The sequence below is a fragment of the Methylocapsa acidiphila B2 genome, assembly GCF_000427445.1.
Classification (GTDB): domain Bacteria; phylum Pseudomonadota; class Alphaproteobacteria; order Rhizobiales; family Beijerinckiaceae; genus Methylocapsa; species Methylocapsa acidiphila.
In genome coordinates, this window is sequence record NZ_KE386496.1 from 1247064 (window position 1) to 1264933 (window position 17870).

The 17870-nt window shown below is 60.7% G+C and carries 15 protein-coding genes and 1 pseudogene; 12 read left to right on the forward strand and 4 right to left on the reverse strand.

Features of this window, described 5'->3' with window-relative positions; all coding sequences use genetic code 11:
- Positions 1-294: 294 nt before the first annotated feature.
- Positions 295-1470 carry an acetyl-CoA C-acetyltransferase gene (locus tag METAC_RS0107670; RefSeq protein WP_026606572.1) on the reverse strand — a complete coding sequence of 392 codons (1176 nt, stop codon included), beginning with the start codon at positions 1468-1470 and terminating at the stop codon, positions 295-297.
- Between the two features lie 529 nt (positions 1471-1999).
- On the opposite strand from METAC_RS0107670, the gene phaR reads away from it, so the two are divergent.
- On the forward strand, positions 2000-2611 hold the full coding sequence (gene phaR, locus METAC_RS0107680; RefSeq protein WP_026606573.1) for a polyhydroxyalkanoate synthesis repressor PhaR: 612 nt from the start codon (positions 2000-2002) through the stop codon (positions 2609-2611).
- A gap of 37 nt (positions 2612-2648) precedes the next feature.
- Here the strand turns inward: phaR and METAC_RS0107685 are convergent, their stop codons facing one another.
- Together METAC_RS0107685 and gloB are read right to left on the reverse strand one after the other, a co-directional pair.
- Complete coding sequence (locus METAC_RS0107685) at positions 2649-3107, reverse strand: cupin domain-containing protein (RefSeq protein WP_026606574.1); 459 nt, start codon at positions 3105-3107, stop codon at positions 2649-2651.
- A gap of 27 nt (positions 3108-3134) precedes the next feature.
- A complete protein-coding gene (gene gloB / locus METAC_RS0107690) occupies positions 3135-3908 on the reverse strand; it encodes a hydroxyacylglutathione hydrolase (RefSeq protein ID WP_026606575.1) in 774 nt (257 codons plus the stop codon).
- A gap of 254 nt (positions 3909-4162) precedes the next feature.
- On the opposite strand from gloB, the gene METAC_RS0107700 reads away from it, so the two are divergent.
- Positions 4163-4897, forward strand: coding sequence for a class I SAM-dependent methyltransferase (locus METAC_RS0107700; RefSeq protein WP_026606576.1), 735 nt, complete (start codon positions 4163-4165; stop codon positions 4895-4897).
- Between the two features lie 40 nt (positions 4898-4937).
- On the opposite strand, the gene METAC_RS0107705 is transcribed toward METAC_RS0107700, so the two are convergent.
- Complete coding sequence (locus METAC_RS0107705) at positions 4938-5627, reverse strand: alpha/beta hydrolase (protein WP_026606577.1); 690 nt, start codon at positions 5625-5627, stop codon at positions 4938-4940.
- 238 nt (positions 5628-5865) lie between these two features.
- Here METAC_RS0107705 and METAC_RS0107710 point away from each other — a divergent pair, with 238 nt between their 5' ends.
- From METAC_RS0107710 to METAC_RS22815, 10 genes and pseudogenes are all read left to right on the forward strand, one after another.
- Positions 5866-6081, forward strand: coding sequence for a hypothetical protein (locus METAC_RS0107710; RefSeq protein ID WP_026606578.1), 216 nt, complete (start codon positions 5866-5868; stop codon positions 6079-6081).
- 982 nt (positions 6082-7063) lie between these two features.
- Positions 7064-7225: a hypothetical protein gene (locus tag METAC_RS0107720; protein ID WP_156898137.1), complete on the forward strand. Its 162-nt coding sequence runs from the start codon at positions 7064-7066 to the stop codon at positions 7223-7225.
- 354 nt (positions 7226-7579) lie between these two features.
- The gene (locus METAC_RS0107725; RefSeq protein ID WP_026606580.1) at positions 7580-9841 is read left to right on the forward strand and encodes a TOMM precursor leader peptide-binding protein; all 2262 of its coding nucleotides are present in this window, start codon (positions 7580-7582) and stop codon (positions 9839-9841) included.
- Between the two features lie 36 nt (positions 9842-9877).
- Positions 9878-11305 carry a SagB/ThcOx family dehydrogenase gene (locus METAC_RS0107730; protein WP_051335454.1) on the forward strand — a complete coding sequence of 476 codons (1428 nt, stop codon included), beginning with the start codon at positions 9878-9880 and terminating at the stop codon, positions 11303-11305.
- A 357-nt stretch (positions 11306-11662) separates the two neighbouring features.
- Complete coding sequence (gene cyoA, locus METAC_RS0107740; protein WP_084143513.1) at positions 11663-12628, forward strand: ubiquinol oxidase subunit II; 966 nt, start codon at positions 11663-11665, stop codon at positions 12626-12628.
- Between the two features lie 2 nt (positions 12629-12630).
- Positions 12631-14634, forward strand: coding sequence for a cytochrome o ubiquinol oxidase subunit I (gene cyoB, locus METAC_RS0107745; protein ID WP_026606584.1), 2004 nt, complete (start codon positions 12631-12633; stop codon positions 14632-14634).
- Positions 14631-15272, forward strand: coding sequence for a cytochrome (ubi)quinol oxidase subunit III (locus METAC_RS0107750; protein ID WP_026606585.1), 642 nt, complete (start codon positions 14631-14633; stop codon positions 15270-15272). The genes cyoB and METAC_RS0107750 overlap by 4 nt, the downstream gene beginning before the upstream one ends.
- A pseudogene (gene cyoD, locus METAC_RS27055) lies at positions 15269-15658 on the forward strand (cytochrome o ubiquinol oxidase subunit IV); the annotation flags it as partial. The gene METAC_RS0107750 and the pseudogene cyoD, both read left to right, overlap by 4 nt.
- Positions 15653-16447 (forward strand): efflux RND transporter periplasmic adaptor subunit, encoded by a 795-nt coding sequence (locus METAC_RS26750; RefSeq protein ID WP_245257554.1) that lies wholly within the window; start codon positions 15653-15655, stop codon positions 16445-16447. The pseudogene cyoD and the gene METAC_RS26750, both read left to right, overlap by 6 nt.
- A gap of 117 nt (positions 16448-16564) precedes the next feature.
- Complete coding sequence (locus METAC_RS22815; RefSeq protein ID WP_051335802.1) at positions 16565-17356, forward strand: VOC family protein; 792 nt, start codon at positions 16565-16567, stop codon at positions 17354-17356.
- Positions 17357-17870: the final 514 nt, after the last annotated feature.

The following is a 17870-nucleotide window of genomic DNA, read 5'->3' on the forward strand; positions in this document are numbered from 1 at the left end:
CCGCCTTTTCGATGCGAACATGCCCCGCGTCTTTGAAGACGAGCGATTTGTTGACAGTTTCAATGACTCCCTTCGGCCGATAAGCGATTGGAGCGGAATGAAGAAAAGCGGCGACCGGCTTTCTTCATTGTCTTCTGGTTGATCCCAATCGATCGCTTTCGTGATTTCGATGCAAGATCAACATGTTCAAGGCGGCGGAAATCATAAACGCCGAATTCCGCCATCCAAGATGCGCAGGATTTCATCTATGTGAAAATCAAGCGCGTCACAGCACAATGCGCAGCGCCTATCGGCTCAGCGCTCGATCGTAAGCGCTATGCCCATCCCGCCGCCGATGCAGAGGGTCGCCAAACCCTTTTTGGCGCCGCGGCGCTGCATCTCGTGCAACAGCGTGGTGAGAGCCCGCGCCCCCGAAGCGCCGATCGGGTGTCCGATCGCGATTGCGCCGCCGTTCACGTTGACGATCGAGGGATCCCAACCGAGATCCTTGTTCACGGCGAGCGCCTGGGCCGCAAAGGCTTCATTGGCCTCGACGAGATCGAGATCCTTGACTTTCCAGCCGGCCTTCTCAAGCGCCTTGCGGGAGGCCGGAATCGGGCCCGAGCCCATGAGCGCCGGATCGACGCCGGCGGTCGCCCAGGAAGCAATGCGGCCAAGGGGCGCAAGGCCCCGCGCCGCCGCGTCCTTGGCGCTCATCAACACCAGCGCAGCGGCGCCGTCATTGATTCCCGAGGCGTTGCCGGCCGTGACGGTGCCGTCCTTGGCGAAGGCCGGCTTGAGTTTGGCGAGCGCCTCGAGCGTCGCGCCGTGGCGAATATATTCATCCGCATCGACCGTGACGTCGCCCTTTTTGGTGCTGATCACGAAAGGCGTGATCTCTTCCTTGAATTTGCCTTCCTTCTGAGCCGCCTCGGCCTTGTTTTGCGAGGCCAGCGCGAAACGATCCTGCTCATCCCGGCTGATTTGCCATTTCGCGGCGACATTCTCGGCGGTCTGGCCCATGTGATAGTTGTTGAAGACGTCGGTCAGGCCGTCGCGTATCATGGTGTCAACGAACTTGACGTCGCCCATCTTGACGCCGGCGCGGAGAAAGGCGCTGTGGTGCGACTGGGACATGCTCTCTTGGCCGCCGGCCACGATGATATTGGCGTCGCCATTGACGATTTGCTGCAGTCCAATGGCCACCGCGCGCAAGCCGGAGCCACACACCTGGTTCAAGCCCCAGGCCGTCTTTTCCTGCGGAATCCCAGCCTTGATCGCCGCCTGGCGGGCCGGATTTTGACCCTGCCCCGCGCTTAACACCTGACCCAGAATCACTTCGTCGACGTCGGCGGGATCAACCTTGGCGCGTTCGAGCGCCGCCTTGACCGCGGCCGCGCCGAGCTCATGCGCCGGCGTCGCGGCGAAGGCCCCGTTGAAAGATCCAACAGCCGTGCGCGCCGCGCTCACGATTACGATATCACGTGACATTGGGCATTCTCCTTGGGGTTGGCCTTTGCGGGGTGCTCCGTCGGCGCCAGATTGACGTTAGCATATCGGAAGCGCCGCCCGCGAGTGGAAGGCGGGTCAAATCGAGGCGACAAAATCGGGCTTGAGATCGCTTCGAGGGACGGAACAGGCTTTCACTTTCAGATAATGCGCATATTCTAAAAAAAACACATGTCATAGGGAGCAGGCGCACCAAACCCAAAAGAAAAAACGACGCAGCCCCGCTGGGCTGCAGACCCACGCGCAGCGGCGCCCTAGAATAAAATGGCGTTTGAGAGCGAAATATGAATTTTAAGTGAAACGCCGGAGGGCTCAATTGACTTGGCGCAACGCCGTTTCGATTGTCGCGGTCATCAGTTAACGTGAGAGAGACGTCTCGAGACGACTCCGAGACTCGTTGGAGACAGTTAGAACGCGGCGATTGCGAATTTGTTTTGAAGCTTATGCGCGCCGCCGATCTCGTGAGGTCTGCTGGCGTCCAAGACGACTTCCTGTAGGCGAGTGATCGACCATGTCCAGTGAAAAACAACCAATTACGGTCAAGAAATATGCGAACCGACGGCTCTACAATACGAGCACGAGTGCATATGTGACGCTCGAGGACCTCGCCACCATGGTCAAAAGCGGAGTCGACTTCGTCGTCTTCGACGCCAAGAGCGGCGAGGACATCACGCGATCAGTCCTGACCCAGATCATTTTCGAGCAGGAGGGCAAAGTCGGCCAAAGCCTTTTGCCGATCACATTCTTGCGCCAGCTGATCCGCTTTTATGGCGACAGCATGCAAATGCTCGTGCCGAGCTATCTCGAATTCACCATCGGCAAGCTGACGAGCGAGCAAAGCAAGTTCCGCGACCAGGTCGCGGGGGGCTTCGCCGCTCCCGCCGGCGCGCCGCTCTTCGGCTCGCTCGAGGAGCAGGCCCGCAAGAACATGGCGCTTTTTAACCAGGCGCTCGGCTTGTTCAGTCCGTTCACTGCGCCGCAGGCTGCGGCGGAAAAGCCATGCGAGGGGCCTGCCGAGCCCGCCGCCAAAAGCGACATCGAGGAAATGAAGCGTCAACTCGAGGAACTGCAAAAGCGGATCGAGGGGATCGGGTCGACAGGGAGCCAGGGAACGCGCGAGTAAGCCCGGCAAGCGGCCGCCCGACGGGATGAACCGAAGCTCAGCCCCTCGCCGGAGCGGGCGTCCGGGTCGCCGGAGCGAGTTCGAAACCGGAAAACTCAAAACCCGGCGCGACGCTGCATCCAACGAGCGTCCAGGCGCCGATGCTCTCGGCGCTCTGCCACCAGCCTGCCGGCACCACGAATTGCGGGCGCTCCCCCGCGATAAGATCGGCGCCGAGACGATGCGCGTGCGGCGCCTCGCCCTCTTGCGAGACCATGAGCAGCAAGGGCGCGCCGGCGTAATAGTGCCAGGCCTCCGCCGCGTCGACCCTGTGCCAGTGCGATCTCTGGCCTGCATCGAGAAGAAAATAGATCAGGGTCGAGGCCGCGCGCCCCGGCGTCGCTTCGGCCGAGTCGCGAAAAGTCTCTCGAAAGAAGCCGCCCTCCGGATGCGGCCGAAGATCGAGCAGGCGGATGATTTCGGCGGCCTTTACGGAGGGATCGCCTTGCCTCGACATGAATTTATGTCTCCGAAATTCGCGAGCCTACGCTCGATTCTTGCGTTCACGCAGCTCGGCGAAGACCGCCGCCGGCTCGGCGCCGCGCAGGCCGACCATAGACTGAATGTCGAGCTCGTCGGCGCGCAAAAACGGATTGGTCGCAAGCTCGAGCGCGATCGTGGTTGGGAGCGTGAACTCTCCCGCCTCGCGGCGCCGCGAGACCTCCTGCGCGCGCAGGCGCAAATTGGCGTTGCCCGGATCGACGGCGAGCGCGAAGCGGGCGTTGGCCAGGGTATATTCATGGCCGCAATAGACTTTGGTCTCGATCGGAAGCCCGGCGAGCTTCATCAAGGATCGGAACAGAACCGCCGCAGGCTCCTCGAACCCTCGGCCGCATCCCATCGCGAACAAGGTGTCGCCAGCGAAAAGGAGCGCTTCCTCCGGCAGCCAATAGGCGACATGACCGGATGTGTGGCCCGGCACGTCGAGCGCGGCGATTTCGAGCACGCCGACCGCTACTCTGTCTCCCTCGCCGACGGCGACGTCGAGGGCCGCGTCGATCTTGTCGGCCTCCCTCAGCGGCCCGATCACGCGCGCACCGGGAAAAGCCGCCTTCAGCCCGCCTATTCCTTGGACATGATCCGCGTGATGATGAGTGATAAGAATGTCGCTCAGCCGCCAGCCCTTCTCGGCGAGCGCGGAGAGGATGGGAGCTGAGTCCGGCGCGTCGACGGCCGCCGTCGCGCCTGTGCGCGGGTCGTGCACGAGGACGCCAAAATTATCCTTGAGGCATAGGAATTGATGGATTATGGCGGTCATCGATTCTCTCCATCGGCGTCGCAAGTGGCGACGAAGCCGAGCCTGGATAAGGAGCGCGCGCGCTTCGCAAGGCGGAGGCGCAGGCCATGCGCCCGAACGCGCGCCAGCATAAATAGGCGCCGTAGCGGGCGCGCAAGGCCCGGGATCGCGACGAAGCTTCAATAATTTCTCACTGGACGAGGATCGAAGTGCCGCTAATCCTGCCAGATCGGCAAATGCGCCGCCCCTTCCCGCGTAAGGCCCAAGACGCCAAGATGCCGCTCGACGTCGTCGATCTTCGCACCTTCTACGCCTCGCCTCTCGGGGAGCTGGCCCGGCGCCGCATTGGCCGGATCGTGCGGCAGCGCTTTTCCAATTGCGCTGGCTATTCAGTCCTGGGCGTCGGCTATGCGACGCCCTATCTCGGCGTCTTTCGCGACGAGGCCGTGCGCGTGCTCGCCTTCATGCCGGCCGAGCAAGGCGTGGTGCACTGGCCCTCTTCCGGCGAATCCGCCTCCTCCTTGGTCGAGACGACCATGATGCCTCTGCCCGATTCCTCGATCGACAGGGCGATCTTGGTGCATTCTCTCGAAATCACTGAGCGGCCACATGATCTCCTCGCCGAGATCTGGCGGGTCTTGACGCCCGGCGGCCGCATTCTCGTCGTCGCGCCGAGCCGGGGCGGCCTTTGGGCGCGGATCGACGCGACGCCTTTTGGGCACGGCCAGCCTTATTCTCTCGGCCAGCTGCGCCACATGATGCGCGAGACCCTGTTCTCGCCGACCCATTGGACCGAGGCGCTATACACGCCGCCCTTCAAAAGACGATCGGCGCTGCACGCCGCCGCCATGCTGGAGCAGGTTGGCGCCTATTTGTCGCTTCCGGGCGCCGGCGTGCTGATCGTCGAGGCGACGAAGCAGCTTTATCGGCCCGTTGGCGTGCGCAGCACGGCGGAGCGCGCCCTATCCGGCTTCGAGCCGGCCCTGGCGCCCGAGGGGCTGTGCGCCTAACGCGAGACGCAACTGCGCAACTCTCGGCGGGCGCGATCGGTCAAGGCCTCGGCTTAGACTCCAGCCCAAGCTTCAGCTTGAAGCATTTGGCGACGAATATGCCGCCCTGCATGAGTCCGGGGCCGTCTATGCCATGCCCAATTCCCCGTGAAAGATGCCATTGGCTCGGAATTCCAGCTTTGGCCAAGGCTTCCACCGAAAGAAAGAGCGCCTCAGTCGGGATCACGTCGTCCTCATCGCCATGGACGAGAAAGATCGGCGGAGCCGCTGCCGGGCGCGCGAACTCGCCGAGATGCTCGGGTCCGACGAGAACGCCCGAATAGCCGAGGATTCCAGCCGGCGGCCGCGCACGGCGAAGCCCGACATGAAGGGCGAGCATGGTCCCTTGGCTGAAGCCGACGAGCGTCAGTTTCGAATCGTCGAGGCGGAGGCGCTGAAGCTCGGAGTCGAGAAAAGCGTCGAGGATCGGCGCGGCTTTATTCACACCGGTCCAGCGCTCGTTCTCGTCGCGCATGGTCAAGGGGAACCATTGCCGTCCGCTCGGCGCCTGCACGCAAGGCTCCGGCGCATGCGGCGACACGAAAGCCGCGTCCGGCATCAAGTTCTGCCATTGCTGGGCGATCCCGATCAGGTCGTTTCCATCAGCGCCGTAGCCGTGCAGGAAAACGACGAGCTGTTTCGCCGCGCGCGACTTCGGCGGGACGCGCGGGCCGTCGATCAGAAACGCCATGAAACTGTCCGCTCTCAGGAATTTTCGCTCTCCCTCGCGATCTAGAATATTTTAACGCAAAGGGAAACCGTCTCGCTTCCGGGCTTTGGCCGAACTTTTCAGGTTCCAGCCCTCCCTGCGCCTCAGAACGGCGCATTTTTGCGCAGATTGGCGTTTACGGGAGAAGCACGTCGGATCTATGCTTTCCTCGACGACGCGCCACCCTTCGCGCGTCACGAGCGTTCCGGGGGCTTTGACCATGTATATCATCGCCCGCAACATCACTGGGCCCCGCCTGCGCTGCGAAGCCCTGATGGTGGACAAGAAAAGCTTTACGCCCTGGCCTCCGGTCAGCGAGGACGGCTGGCGGCGCGCCTATAAATTCCGCGACAGACTCATGGCCGAAGTCGTGCGGTTGGAGGCCGACCCTATGGGCGAGCAGCTCAAGGTGATCGAGGCGGTCTATATTCCTTGAGGGCCCAGGCAGCCTCTCAGCAGGACGCCATCCCGCCGCGCCTCATCTTTTGCAAAAGCTTCTCGCCGTCAGGCGTCCAGCCCTTGTCTGCCTAAAGGCCTGACTTCAATTGCAGCCAGCCTCGGTGAGCTTGCATTCGAGATCCTTGCGCGAGCCGTATTTGCGATGCGTGAGCGGGCGAAATCCTCCGGCGCCCTTTGGTCGCAGTGTCTACAGTACGCAGGCGCCGCGCGACTCGGCCCCGCTCACTGTCGGATTCTGAAGAGACACACGTCCAACATGGCGCTCTTCGCCTATTCCTCGGCGACTTCTCGGGCAAGGGCCAGGCGCGCGCAGAATCTGGCGGCGTCACAATCGCATGGTTGCGGGCGCTCGCAGGCTACCGCAGCGCAAGGCCTGCGCGAGGCCATGTCATGTTGCGCGTAAATGGCGTGTTGAGCTCAATATTGGAAGAGTCCAGCTAAAGCTGGGGGCAAGTTAGAGACTACGGAGACGAATCGCGTTCGAGCCGCAGTCCAATCCGAGTTTGGCCTTTAAGGTCAAACGCCTCACGATAAAAAATCGCCGACTCATTAAACTTCAGCATGTTTGAGCATTATTAATAACGCTAACTTCTTGCAGGGGCCCTATTCAAGGCTAGCAAAAGGTGCTACGAAAAAGAAAAACATTTCCTGCATTGATGCGAGGTTGAGGAGGAACTCTGCTATGTCCGAACCGAAGCGCGCTTCAAAGAGGAATCGTCGAAGCCAGGCTGCATCCGTGCTGGGAATCGCCGGGGCGTCATTGGCTGCATCGACGGGCGGTTCAGTAGCGGATATCCCGCCTCAGACGTCGCAGGAAATTACGCCATTCCAATTCCTCATGTTCGGCGAGGAGGAAATCTCCGATGTCAGCTTGGCGACGTTCCGCTTCGTCGACAAGGACATTCCCGGCGCGCCGATTTCAGGCGTGCAACTTGCCCGAGGAGGCTGCGGCTGTGGACATGGCTGCGGGCATGGTTGTGGTGGGCGCGGCTGTAGAGGATGCGGTGGAGCTAGAGCCTGCGCCGGCTGCGCGCATGGCGGCTGCAGGGGCTGTGGACGCGCCTGCGGCAGAGGCTGCGGCTGGGGTGGCTGCGGTGGCTGCGGCGGCGGTTGCGGCTTAGGAGGCTGTTGTTTGTCTTGGGGAGGTTGCTCGCCTTTCTGCTAGGGTGGAGCGCATCCGCAAGCGCAAGCTTTTGTCGCCCGCTGTGAGTGAAGCGTCTATCGGCTCTATCGGTTGTTGCGCGAGCATAGACAGGCGACGCTTCAGTCTGGCCAAGGTTTATCAAGGGTGAAACACGGAAACGCTGGCCTGCCGATTCTCTGCGGCTTCCGGGCCGCAGATTTCGAGCTATCCTACGCTTGGCTGCGAATTCGGCCTTGCCGCCGGAGCTTCAGCATCCGGAAAATATCCCCCTACATTGACGTTTGTCTTACATTGACGTCCGGTTTGTGGCCAAGGCGCGCGTACTGATCTCATGATAGACGAACACGGAAACAGAGTTGCGCGGCGCAATAGCCGAGACGTTTTGCAATTCGCACCGAATTTCACCGTCTATGTGCTGCCTCCCGATGTCGTGTGCCTTTATTCTGAGGACCGCAAGTTCTTGCTTCACGGCGAGCTCTATTGCGCGCTTGCCGAAGCAATAGGAGAAGGCGGAAGGAGCATTGGTCAGCTCATTTCCAAGCTGGAGCGGGAGTTTCCTTCGGACAAAATCGAAGAAGCCCTGAAACGGCTGATCGACCGCCGCTATGTGCTTAAAGCATCGCGCGCTGCCAACGGCGCGGTAGCGGCCTATTGGGCGAGCCTCGGCTTGTCGCCCGAGACCGCAGAGCAAAATCTCCAAAAATGCCGCGTCCGCATTCAATCAATCGACGTAGAGGGGGCGACGGAGCTTGCCGCCGCCTTGACCGAACTGGGCGTTCGCGTCGTCAAGCGCGCCGGGGACCTGACGGTCACACTGGCGAATGATTATCTCGATGCGCGACTGGCCGAATTAAATGCGCAGCATTTGGCGGACCGCACGCCTTGGGCGCTCGTGCAACCCTCCGGCATTTTTCCGTTGGTTGGGCCCGTGTTCAGACCCGGAAGCGGCGCCTGCTGGGCATGCGTCGCCGAGCGGATGAAAAGAAATCGAGAGATCAAGGCGCTTCTCGATCGCAGGGAGGCCCGCTGCGTCGCCGTTTCGCCTCTCGGCCGGCAGACGGTCGGACAAAGCGCCGTTCAGTTTGGCGCCATCGAGCTCGCGAAAGCGATCGCCACTGATTTTCACACCCCATTGAGCGATCATATTCTCAGCCTTGATCTCTTGGGCTCGACCATCGTGAAGCATTATGTGGCCGGTCGCCCACAATGTCCGAGTTGCGGCCGCAAAAAGCTGCGCGATCCTCGCCGCGCACCAGCGCCGATCGAACTTGGCGCAGGCGGCAAAGTTGTTATGACGAGCGGCGGATATCGCAGCGTTTCCTCATCGGCCACGGTTGCGAATTTCCGCCGGCACGTGAGTCCGCTTACCGGCGTCGTCTCGCGTCTTGAGCGGATCCAGGCCGACCTGCCCTTGAACACCAATTACCATGCAGCGCATAATTTTGCGGGGCCTTCAGAAACGATCAATGAGCTCCGAGCGGGGCTGAGCAGCGGAAGCTTTGGCAAGGGCAGCACCGCCGAACAAGGAGAAGCCAGCGCGCTCATGGAGGCGATCGAGCGCTATTCCGGCATTTTTCAGGGCGATGAGATCCGCTCCAAACGGCGGTTCGCCGATTTTGCGGCCGGCGAGGCCATAGCTCCGAATAAGGTCCTGCTGTTCAGCGAAGAGCAGTTGCGGCAAGGCCGAGAACCAACGTCGGCGTCGGACCAGTGGGAGGCCGTTCCAGCGCTATTCGATCCATCGGCGAAAATCGAATGGTCGCCGGTCTGGTCTCTGCGCGACGAGCGCTTCAAATATCTGCCAACCAGCCTGATGTATTTCTTTTACAGGGGCCCTGCCGCTTTTGCTGCGGATTCGAATGGCTGCGCGGCCGGCAACACGCGCGAGGAGGCAATCGTCCAGGGATTTCTCGAGCTGGTGGAAAGGGACGCTTATGCAATTTGGTGGTATAATCGATTGCAACAGCCGATATTGGATCTTGACCAGTTCGACGATGCCTATATTCGCGAATTGAGAAGGCAGTTGGCCCAAACAGGCCGCCAACTCTGGGTGCTCGACGTCACCAGCGATCTCGGAATTCCGACATTTGTTGCGATCACGCACTGGATGCAAAACGGGCTGGAAAATATCGAATTCGGCTCCGGCGCGCATTTCGATCCGCGAATCGCCTTGCTGCGGGCGCTGACGGAATTGAACCAGTTTTTATCCTTGGGCCTCATGGGCGGCGGGACCGGAGAAAAGTCGAGCCTCGACGGCGTCGCTCCGCTGCGCCTGGAGGAGCATCCTTTTTTGACGCCGCATGGAAACTCGCCGATCCGATCGGACTTAGGCTCGAAATTCGGACATCTCGACACGCGCGAGCAGGTGATGGCCTGCGTCTCCCTGGCTAAGCAAGCGGGCCTTGATTTCCTTGTCCTCGATCAAACGCGTCCCGACATCGAGGTCCCTGTGGTGCGAGTGATCGTTCCGGAATTGCGGCATTTCTATCGACGCTTCGCGCCTGGTCGGCTTTACGATGTGCCAGTAAAGCTCGGACTGCGTGAGCGGCCGCTCGACGAAAGCGAGCTCAATCCGGCTCACCCCCATACCTGAAGCGACTTCGGATTGCGCGCTCCCGAACCGAAAAGAGTGCGACGGGCCGAGCCGGCCGCTGTTTCCATCCGGCTCGGGCGCCGGGTTGCGCTGGACCTACGCGCGAACGGAGAGATCCTTGCCGGCCTCGACGGCTATTCGATCAGCTTCGGCGTCTTTAGCGCGGCGGCAGTCCGTCGCGCGCAGAATCTCTACTCTGGGCTGCCTCTCGCCTCTCTCGCGTCCGAAAGCCGAAGCACCGGCAAGGAGATCAATCTCCTCGTTCGTCGATTAGCAAGGCTCGGTCTGTTGGAATATCGGCTCGGGCGCTCCCCGGTCGACCAAGACCTTGTGGTCATAGAACCGCAGAGCCCCGATTATTGGCCGCAAACGCCGCGCCTCGGCGACGCGGATGCTCTTGTACTGTCGCGATTCGCCTATATGCGGCGGCGCGGCGACGAGATGGTGTTGGAATCGCCGCGCGCCGGCGCATTGTTCAAGATTTGCGATCCGACGATCGCCGCCGCCATCACGACTCTCGCCACCCCTACGCAAATCAAGCAACTCCGCGGTCATGCCGGATTTCCGGGAATCGCTTTTCTCGCCTTACTGGTTGATTGCCAAATTATTTTCAAAACCGACGGCTCCAGCGATGGGGGTCGTCGCGCCGCCGAGGGCGACCACAACCTCGTTCTATGGGACTTTCACGACCTTCTATTCCATGCGCGCAGCACCGAAGGCCGGCACGCCAATCCGCTCGGCGGCGTCTATCCCTATGCCGGCGTCATTCCTCCGCTGCCGGCCGTGCGGCCCAGTTGGCCTGGAAAGAAAATCGATTTGCGCAAGTTCTCGTCCGAGGCGATCTCGCCAATCGCAACGCTCCTGCGAGAACGTCATTCGACACGCAGCTTCGACGATCAGCGTCCCGTCACGCTCGCGGAGCTTTCACGATTTCTCGACGGCGCCGCGCGCGTCCTGTCGCGATCTCGCAGCAAGCCCGACCTCGATGACGGCGGTTATGCGGTCAGGCCGTACCCGTCCGCGGGCGCGGGCTACGAACTCGAGCTCTATCTGTCAGTCGGTAAATGCGACGGCCTTGCAAAGGGATTCTACCATTACGACGCCGGCGCCCACATGCTTGCGCCTGTCAGCGTTCCGACCAATGAAATCGAGACATTGTTGACGAGCGCCGCCGGCGCAATGGGGTCACTCGCCGCGCCCCAGATTCTGATCACGATCGCTGCGCGCTTTGGCAGAATTTCATGGAAATACAGCTCGATTGCATATTCACTCATTCTCAAGGACGTCGGAGTCCTCACTCAAACGCTCTACCTAATGGCGGCCGACATAGGACTCGGCGGATGTGCGATTGGAATCGCGAATATTGACCAATTCGCAAAAATTACGGGACTCGAATTCCACATAGAGGGCCCGGTGGGTCAGTTTGCGATCGGCCGCCCCGCAAATTCCGAGGCCTCCGACTGATAATCGCCCGGTCTCCACGCGCATGGGACGAACAAAACCAACCGCACGCGTCAATAGCGAGCAATGTCCAAGTTCGTCAGCTCGTTCGGCAATGTGAGCATCTAGCATAGACCGGCGCCCCCGTCAGGCGTTCCGCCGACCTGTTGATCGTCTGGCATCCATCGTAAAATCCTGCGCAACTGCGACACCTGCACAACGGCGACGTGGGCGAGGTCATATCGAAGATTTATCGTTGCCAAAATTTCAGAGAAGCGGCACCTTTGTTTTCGCCAAGGGACGTCGTCAAACGCCTGCATGCCTGAAATCCAGCGTGGCGGGAGCCAAGCGACCGTGCGAGGGTCTTAGCCGGCCGCCGTCATCGTTCGAGCCACCGTCGCGCGCAGATTCAACGGCGAGCCAAAAGGAAATGAACCGTTGCGCCGACTTCATTTGGTACCCGCCCGCCCCCGGCGCTGCGCGATCCTTCTTGCGCCCATCCTCCTGACAGGATGTCAACCAGCGGTCCTCGATCCGCAAGGAGTCGTTGGGCGAGCCGAGAAGATGATTTTAATCGACTCCGTCGCAGTCATGCTCGCTATCGTCCTGCCGACAATTGCCGCCACCTTTGCCTTCGCGTGGTGGTTTCGCGCCTCCAATGAGAAGGCGCGCCGTCTGCCAGATTGGGATTATTCCGGCCGCATCGAGCTCATCGTCTGGGGCATTCCCCTGCTTGTCATCATGCTGCTTGGCGGCGTCGCCTGGATCGGATCGCATGACCTCGACCCTGCAAAGCCTTTGACGTCGAACACGCCGCCAATCGAAGTCCAGGCCGTTTCGCTGGATTGGAAGTGGCTCTTCATCTATCCGAAGCAGGGCGTTGCGAGCGTGAACCGGCTTGTGATTCCCGCAGGCGCGCCGGTTCATTTCTCTCTAACTTCGGCGAGCGTCATGAACGCCTTCTTTATACCGCAGCTCGGCAGCATGATCTACACGATGAACGGCATGACAACGCAGTTAAACCTGCAGGCGGACGCGCCTGGCGTCTTCCGCGGCATTTCAAGCCATTACAGCGGCGACGGCTTCTCGGACATGCATTTCGACGTTGTGGCGACGCCGGCGGCGGAGTTCGAAGCCTGGATTAAAGCTACGCGCAACGTCGGCCCTACCCTTAATTCCGCGAGCTACGCCGAGCTCGCTAGGCAAAGCATAAATGCGCATCCATTCAGCTTTGGCGCGGCCGATCCGGACTTATTCCAACAGATCGTATCACAGAAATTACCGCCAGGGCCTGGGCCGAGCAGCGGTCGGCCTGATGTGAGCGTATCCCCGCGGACGGAGCATTGAACATGTGGGGCAAACTCAGCTGGGCCGCCATTCCGTTCGACCAGCCGATCCCATTGATCGCGTCGGGCGTCGTCGGGTTCGCGCTCGTCGCCGTGCTCGCCCTGATCGCTTTGAAGGGATGGCTTCCCTACCTCTGGAGGGAATGGATCACCAGCGTAGACCATAAGAGGATCGGAATCATGTACGTCGTGCTCGCGATGGTCATGCTTCTGCGCGGTTTCACTGACGCGATCATGATGCGCTCGCAACAAGCCCTCGCTTTTCGGTCGCCGGGCTACCTGCCGCCCGAGCATTACGATCAGATCTTCTCGGCCCATGGCACGCTAATGATTTTCTTCGTTGCGATGCCCTTTGTGATTGGGCTCATGAATTTCGTGACGCCGCTCCAGCTGGGCGTCCGCGACGTCGCGTTTCCTACCCTCAACTCGGTCGGATTCTGGCTTACGGCCACCGGCGCCCTGCTCGTCAATATTTCGCTGCTCGTCGGCGAATTCGCGCGCACCGGATGGCTGCCGTTTCCTCCGCTCTCCGAACTGACCTACTCCCCCGGCGTCGGCGTCGATTATTATCTCTGGTCGCTCCAAATTTCCGGGGTGGGCGCCTTGCTGGCAGGCGTCAACCTTCTGACGACTGTCCTCAAGCTTCGCGCCCCCGGCATGACCTATATGCGCATGCCGATGTTCTGCTGGACGACGCTCGCCTCCAACCTACTGATCGTCGCCGCATTCCCCGTTCTCACGGCGACTCTGGCCATGTTGTTGCTGGACCGTTACCTCGGCTTTCACTTTTTTACGAACGAAGCCGGCGGCAACGTGATGATGTTCATGAACCTCATCTGGGTGTGGGGACATCCCGAGGTCTATATTCTCATCCTGCCTGCGTTCGGCATATTCTCCGAAGTGGTCTCGACTTTCTCAGGCAAGCCGCTGTTCGGCTATCGATCAATGGTCGCCGCGACAATGGTCATCTGCGTGCTCTCTTTCACGGTCTGGCTACACCATTTCTTTACGATGGGCACCGGCGCGGACGTCAATGCGCTTTTCGGAATCGCCTCTATGATCATCGCCGTGCCCACAGGCGTTAAGGTCTTCAACTGGCTTTTCACGATGTATGGCGGCCGGATCGTCTATTCCACGCCGCTATTATGGGCGCTCGGCTTTATGGTCACATTCGTGATTGGCGGAATGAGCGGCGTTCTTCTGGCGAATCCGCCGGCCGACTTCGTGCTTCATAACAGTCTCTTTCTCGTTGCGCACTTCCATAATGTCATCATCGGAGGCGTGCTATTTGGCGCGTTCGCCGGCTACACCTATTGGTTCCCGAAGGCGTTCGGCTTCCGGCTGCACGAAGGACTTGGCAAAGCGTCGTTCTGGTGCTGGATCGTGGGCTTCTACGTCACCTTTATGCCTCTATATGTCCTCGGCCTCATGGGGATGACCCGCCGCATGCAGCACTATGACGTTGCGGCGTGGCGTCCATGGCTTTTGGTCGCGGCCGGCGGCGCGGCGATCATCCTGATAGGGATCATTTTGCAGACCGCGCAGCTCGTCGTGAGCATTCGCCGCCGCGCCGACCTTCGCGACGAAACCGGCGACCCCTGGAATGGGCGTTCCCTGGAATGGGCGACGGCGTCCCCGCCTCCAGTCTTCAATTTCGCGGCGACGCCCAGAATAAAAAATGACGACGCCTATTGGGGAGCGAAGCAGCGGGCCCTACAGGAGTCGAGGCTGGGCGAAGAGCCGGCCTACACGGATATCGAGATGCCAAGGAATACCCCAACCGGTTTCGTCTGCGCCTTCTTCGCGACCATCATGGGTTTTGCGTTAATCTGGCACATCTGGTGGATAGCGGGCCTCGCGCTTTTCGGCTCCTATGCGACATTCGTCGTCTTTGCTTGGCGGGACAAGGACGAGTATGTCATTCCGGCCGAAACAGTCGCGCGCATAGATCGCGCCAATCGGAGCGCGCGCAACGCCGCTCTCGCTCGACGTCCGGCGGCGCCATGACCGCCTTTGAGGCGGCCGCCGGCCGCGAAAATCCGAGCCGCCCAACCACGTTGGGACACGCTGCCGCCGCGCTGGCGTCGAAGCGCATCGTCACCAGTTACGGCTTCTGGATTTTTCTGCTCAGCGACATCATTATGTTCTCCTGCTTGTTCGCCGCCTATGCGGTGCTGATGGGCGACACGGCTGGAGGACCGACCGGGCGGGAACTATTCAACCTGCGCAACGTCGAGCTTGAAACGGCGTGCCTTCTCCTGTCAAGCTTCACTTGCGGCCTCGCAGGCGTTGGCGCGAGGGCCCATCGCGGATCCCTGTTTTACGGCGCGATGACGACGACCCTGATGCTTGGCGCAGGGTTCCTCAGTCTCGAGACGCGAGAGTTTGCGGGCATGATCGCGAGCGGGGCCGGCCCGACGCGAAGCGCCTTCCTATCGGCCTTCTTTACGCTAGTTGGATGCCACGGCCTTCACGTCTCCGTTGGGCTGCTATGGCTGCTAACGATGATGGCGCAGGTATTCGCCAAAGGCTACAGGGAGGATATTCTCCGGCGCATGCTCTGCTTCGGCCTATTCTGGCATGCGCTGGACATTATTTGGGTTGCGTTATTCACCGTGGTGTACCTGATTGGAGCGAGGCAATGACCTATTCCGAGCCGTCGAACAGCCCCAATCCGATGGGCGCCGCGCCGGGCGATCCGAGCATCGACGAAACGGAGATCTTCGAGGGAGTCAAATCCTACCTTATCGGGCTCGGGCTCGCGACGCTGCTCACGATCATTTCCTTCTTTATCGCGGGCACTACGCTCGTCTGGGCTCCAAGCATTCCGGTCGCCCTAGTTGTTCTCGCAATCGCACAGATGGGCGTTCATCTCGTCTTCTTTCTCCACATCACGACCGGTCCAGACAATGTCAACAATGTCATGGCGCTCGCGTTCGGCCTGTTGGTCGTCCTGCTGATTCTTTCCGGTTCCCTTTGGATCATGGCGCATTTGAATCACGATATGGGGCATGTCGATAATGCAATGCAGGCGCCGCCCGAACGCGGCGGAGCGAACCGCATCGTGACCGCGACGGGCGTCGTCGGTCCCGCGGCGACCGAGGCAGTGGCCGCGCGCGCTTCGGGCGAAATTCAGGCGCTCAATTGCGACGCAAACATGCGCGTGAAAGCAGGCCAGCTCTGCGCAAAAATCGATCCGGCCCCCTATCAGATCGCCATAGATCGCTATAGGGCTGAGCTGACCGCAGCCAACGCTCAGTTCGAAAAGGACAAGGCGGATCTCGCGCAAGCGAAAGCGGCCTTCCAGAAGAAAGAGGGCCGATCGAAGCATTCAGACATGCGGCTGGCGGTCGACAAGCTGCGCAGCGCTTTTGAGAGGGCGCAGGCGCAGACGGAGCAGGACGAAACCGCAGTCGCAGAACTCCGGGCGACTCTTCACGCCGCCGAGACCAACCTCGGCTATACCGACATTGTTGCGCCGATTGATGGAACTGTGGTCTCCCGCAACGTCGAGAAGGGTCAGAGGGTCACGGCCGGATCGGAAAAGCCGCTTTTCGTCTTTGCCGCCGATCTCACATCCGCTCGCATCGACGCAATGGTCAGCGCCAAGGGTCGCGCGGACATCAAGCTCGGCGACCAAGTCACCTTCACCGTCGAGGCACTCCCTAACCATTCATTTACTGGCGCAGTAACGCAAATCCATCCCATATTTGAGGCGTCTGAACATGCCGCTGCATATGACGTCGTCATCACCGCGCCTAACGAGGATCTGTTGTTGAAGCCGGGTATGGCGGCGACGACAATGATTGTGATCGAGTGACATATTTTGCGCTGATTGTCCCACCAAACAGCTTGACCGTGCATCCGACGCTTTTCGCATTCGCTATCGCTTCGATCTTAGCATGCCTGAAGGCACTGGGAGGCAGACATGGTCAATATGCATGGCCAATTCGTTTGGTACGAGCTGTTGACGACGGACATTGACGCCGCCGGCGCCTTCTACGCCGACGTCGTGGGCTGGGCCGTGCGGAAGGCCTCGATGCCCGGTAGGGCCTATAGCCTGTTAACAGTCGGAGATGCGGCGGTCGCTGGGCTGATGAGCCTGCCGGAAGATGCGGCGCAGGCGGGCGCGGCGCCGCAATGGATTGGATATGTCGCGGTCAATGACCTGGACCGCGCCGCCGAAAGGATCACGCTGCGCGGCGGAACTTTGCGCGTGCCGCCTACGGATCTCCCCGGCATAAGCCGCTTCTCGGTCGTCGGGGACCCACAAAAAGCGACGCTCGCCTTGGTCAAGGGCCTGAAAGAGCGGCAGGAGCAGCCGGCCACGCCGGAAGCGCCGGGGCGTATCGGCTGGCATGAGCTGCTCGCCGAAGATTGGGAGAAGGCTTTGGCCTTCTATTCCGAGCTTTTTGGCTGGCGAAAGGCGGATGCGCTTCTCGGCGAGATGGGGGTCTATCAACAGTTCTCCGTCGAAGGAGAGACAATCGGGGGGATGTTCAACAAGCCTCCGACCTTACCGCTGCCGTTCTGGCTATACTATTTCAACATCAGTGACGTGGAAGCGGCGGCGATTCGCGTGGAAGCCTCCGGCGGCGAAATCCTCTACGGCCCGACTGCTGTGCCAGGCGGCGCTTGGATCGTCCATTGTTTGGATCCTCAAGGCGCTATATTCGGGCTGTTGGATAGGAGCAGCCGCAAGCCCGTCGGATATTTTGTGGCGCCCTAGCACTACAGTTGCAGTTTCATCCGCTTTCTGAATCCGAGATCGTCAAGGCGCCCGCGGTCGAGACGATGCGCCAGCGAACCCTCCATGTTGGCGCATGATCGGAGCAGCCGGTTCTGAGCGCCGATCCCTCGGCGGCCCCACCATCGGCTCAGTCGATCGTGGTCTGCGGCCGTGCGGCGCTCGGCCGAGCTAATCGGCCTCCCCTTCAGAATTCATCTTAGCCTTGAATCAGGCTAGCCGCGCCGCGCGAAACTCGCTCCGCATCGCGATTTTCTGCTGGGGTAGAGCGCGGCGACGCCGGACTTAACGAGCAGCGAACGCCTGAAGCGTCTCCTCGCGGAACGCAGGGTCAAGGCAACCCGGCGACGCTGCGGGGGACTCGTCCGTCGCGGCCTGACGTTCAAAAGAACGTCCATCGAGCAAGCAGAACCACCCGAACATAAAGGAAAAACGCGAAGCCCGATTTGAGAGCCGGCTCGATTTCGATCTGGAAAAGCTCGCCTTCATCGACGAG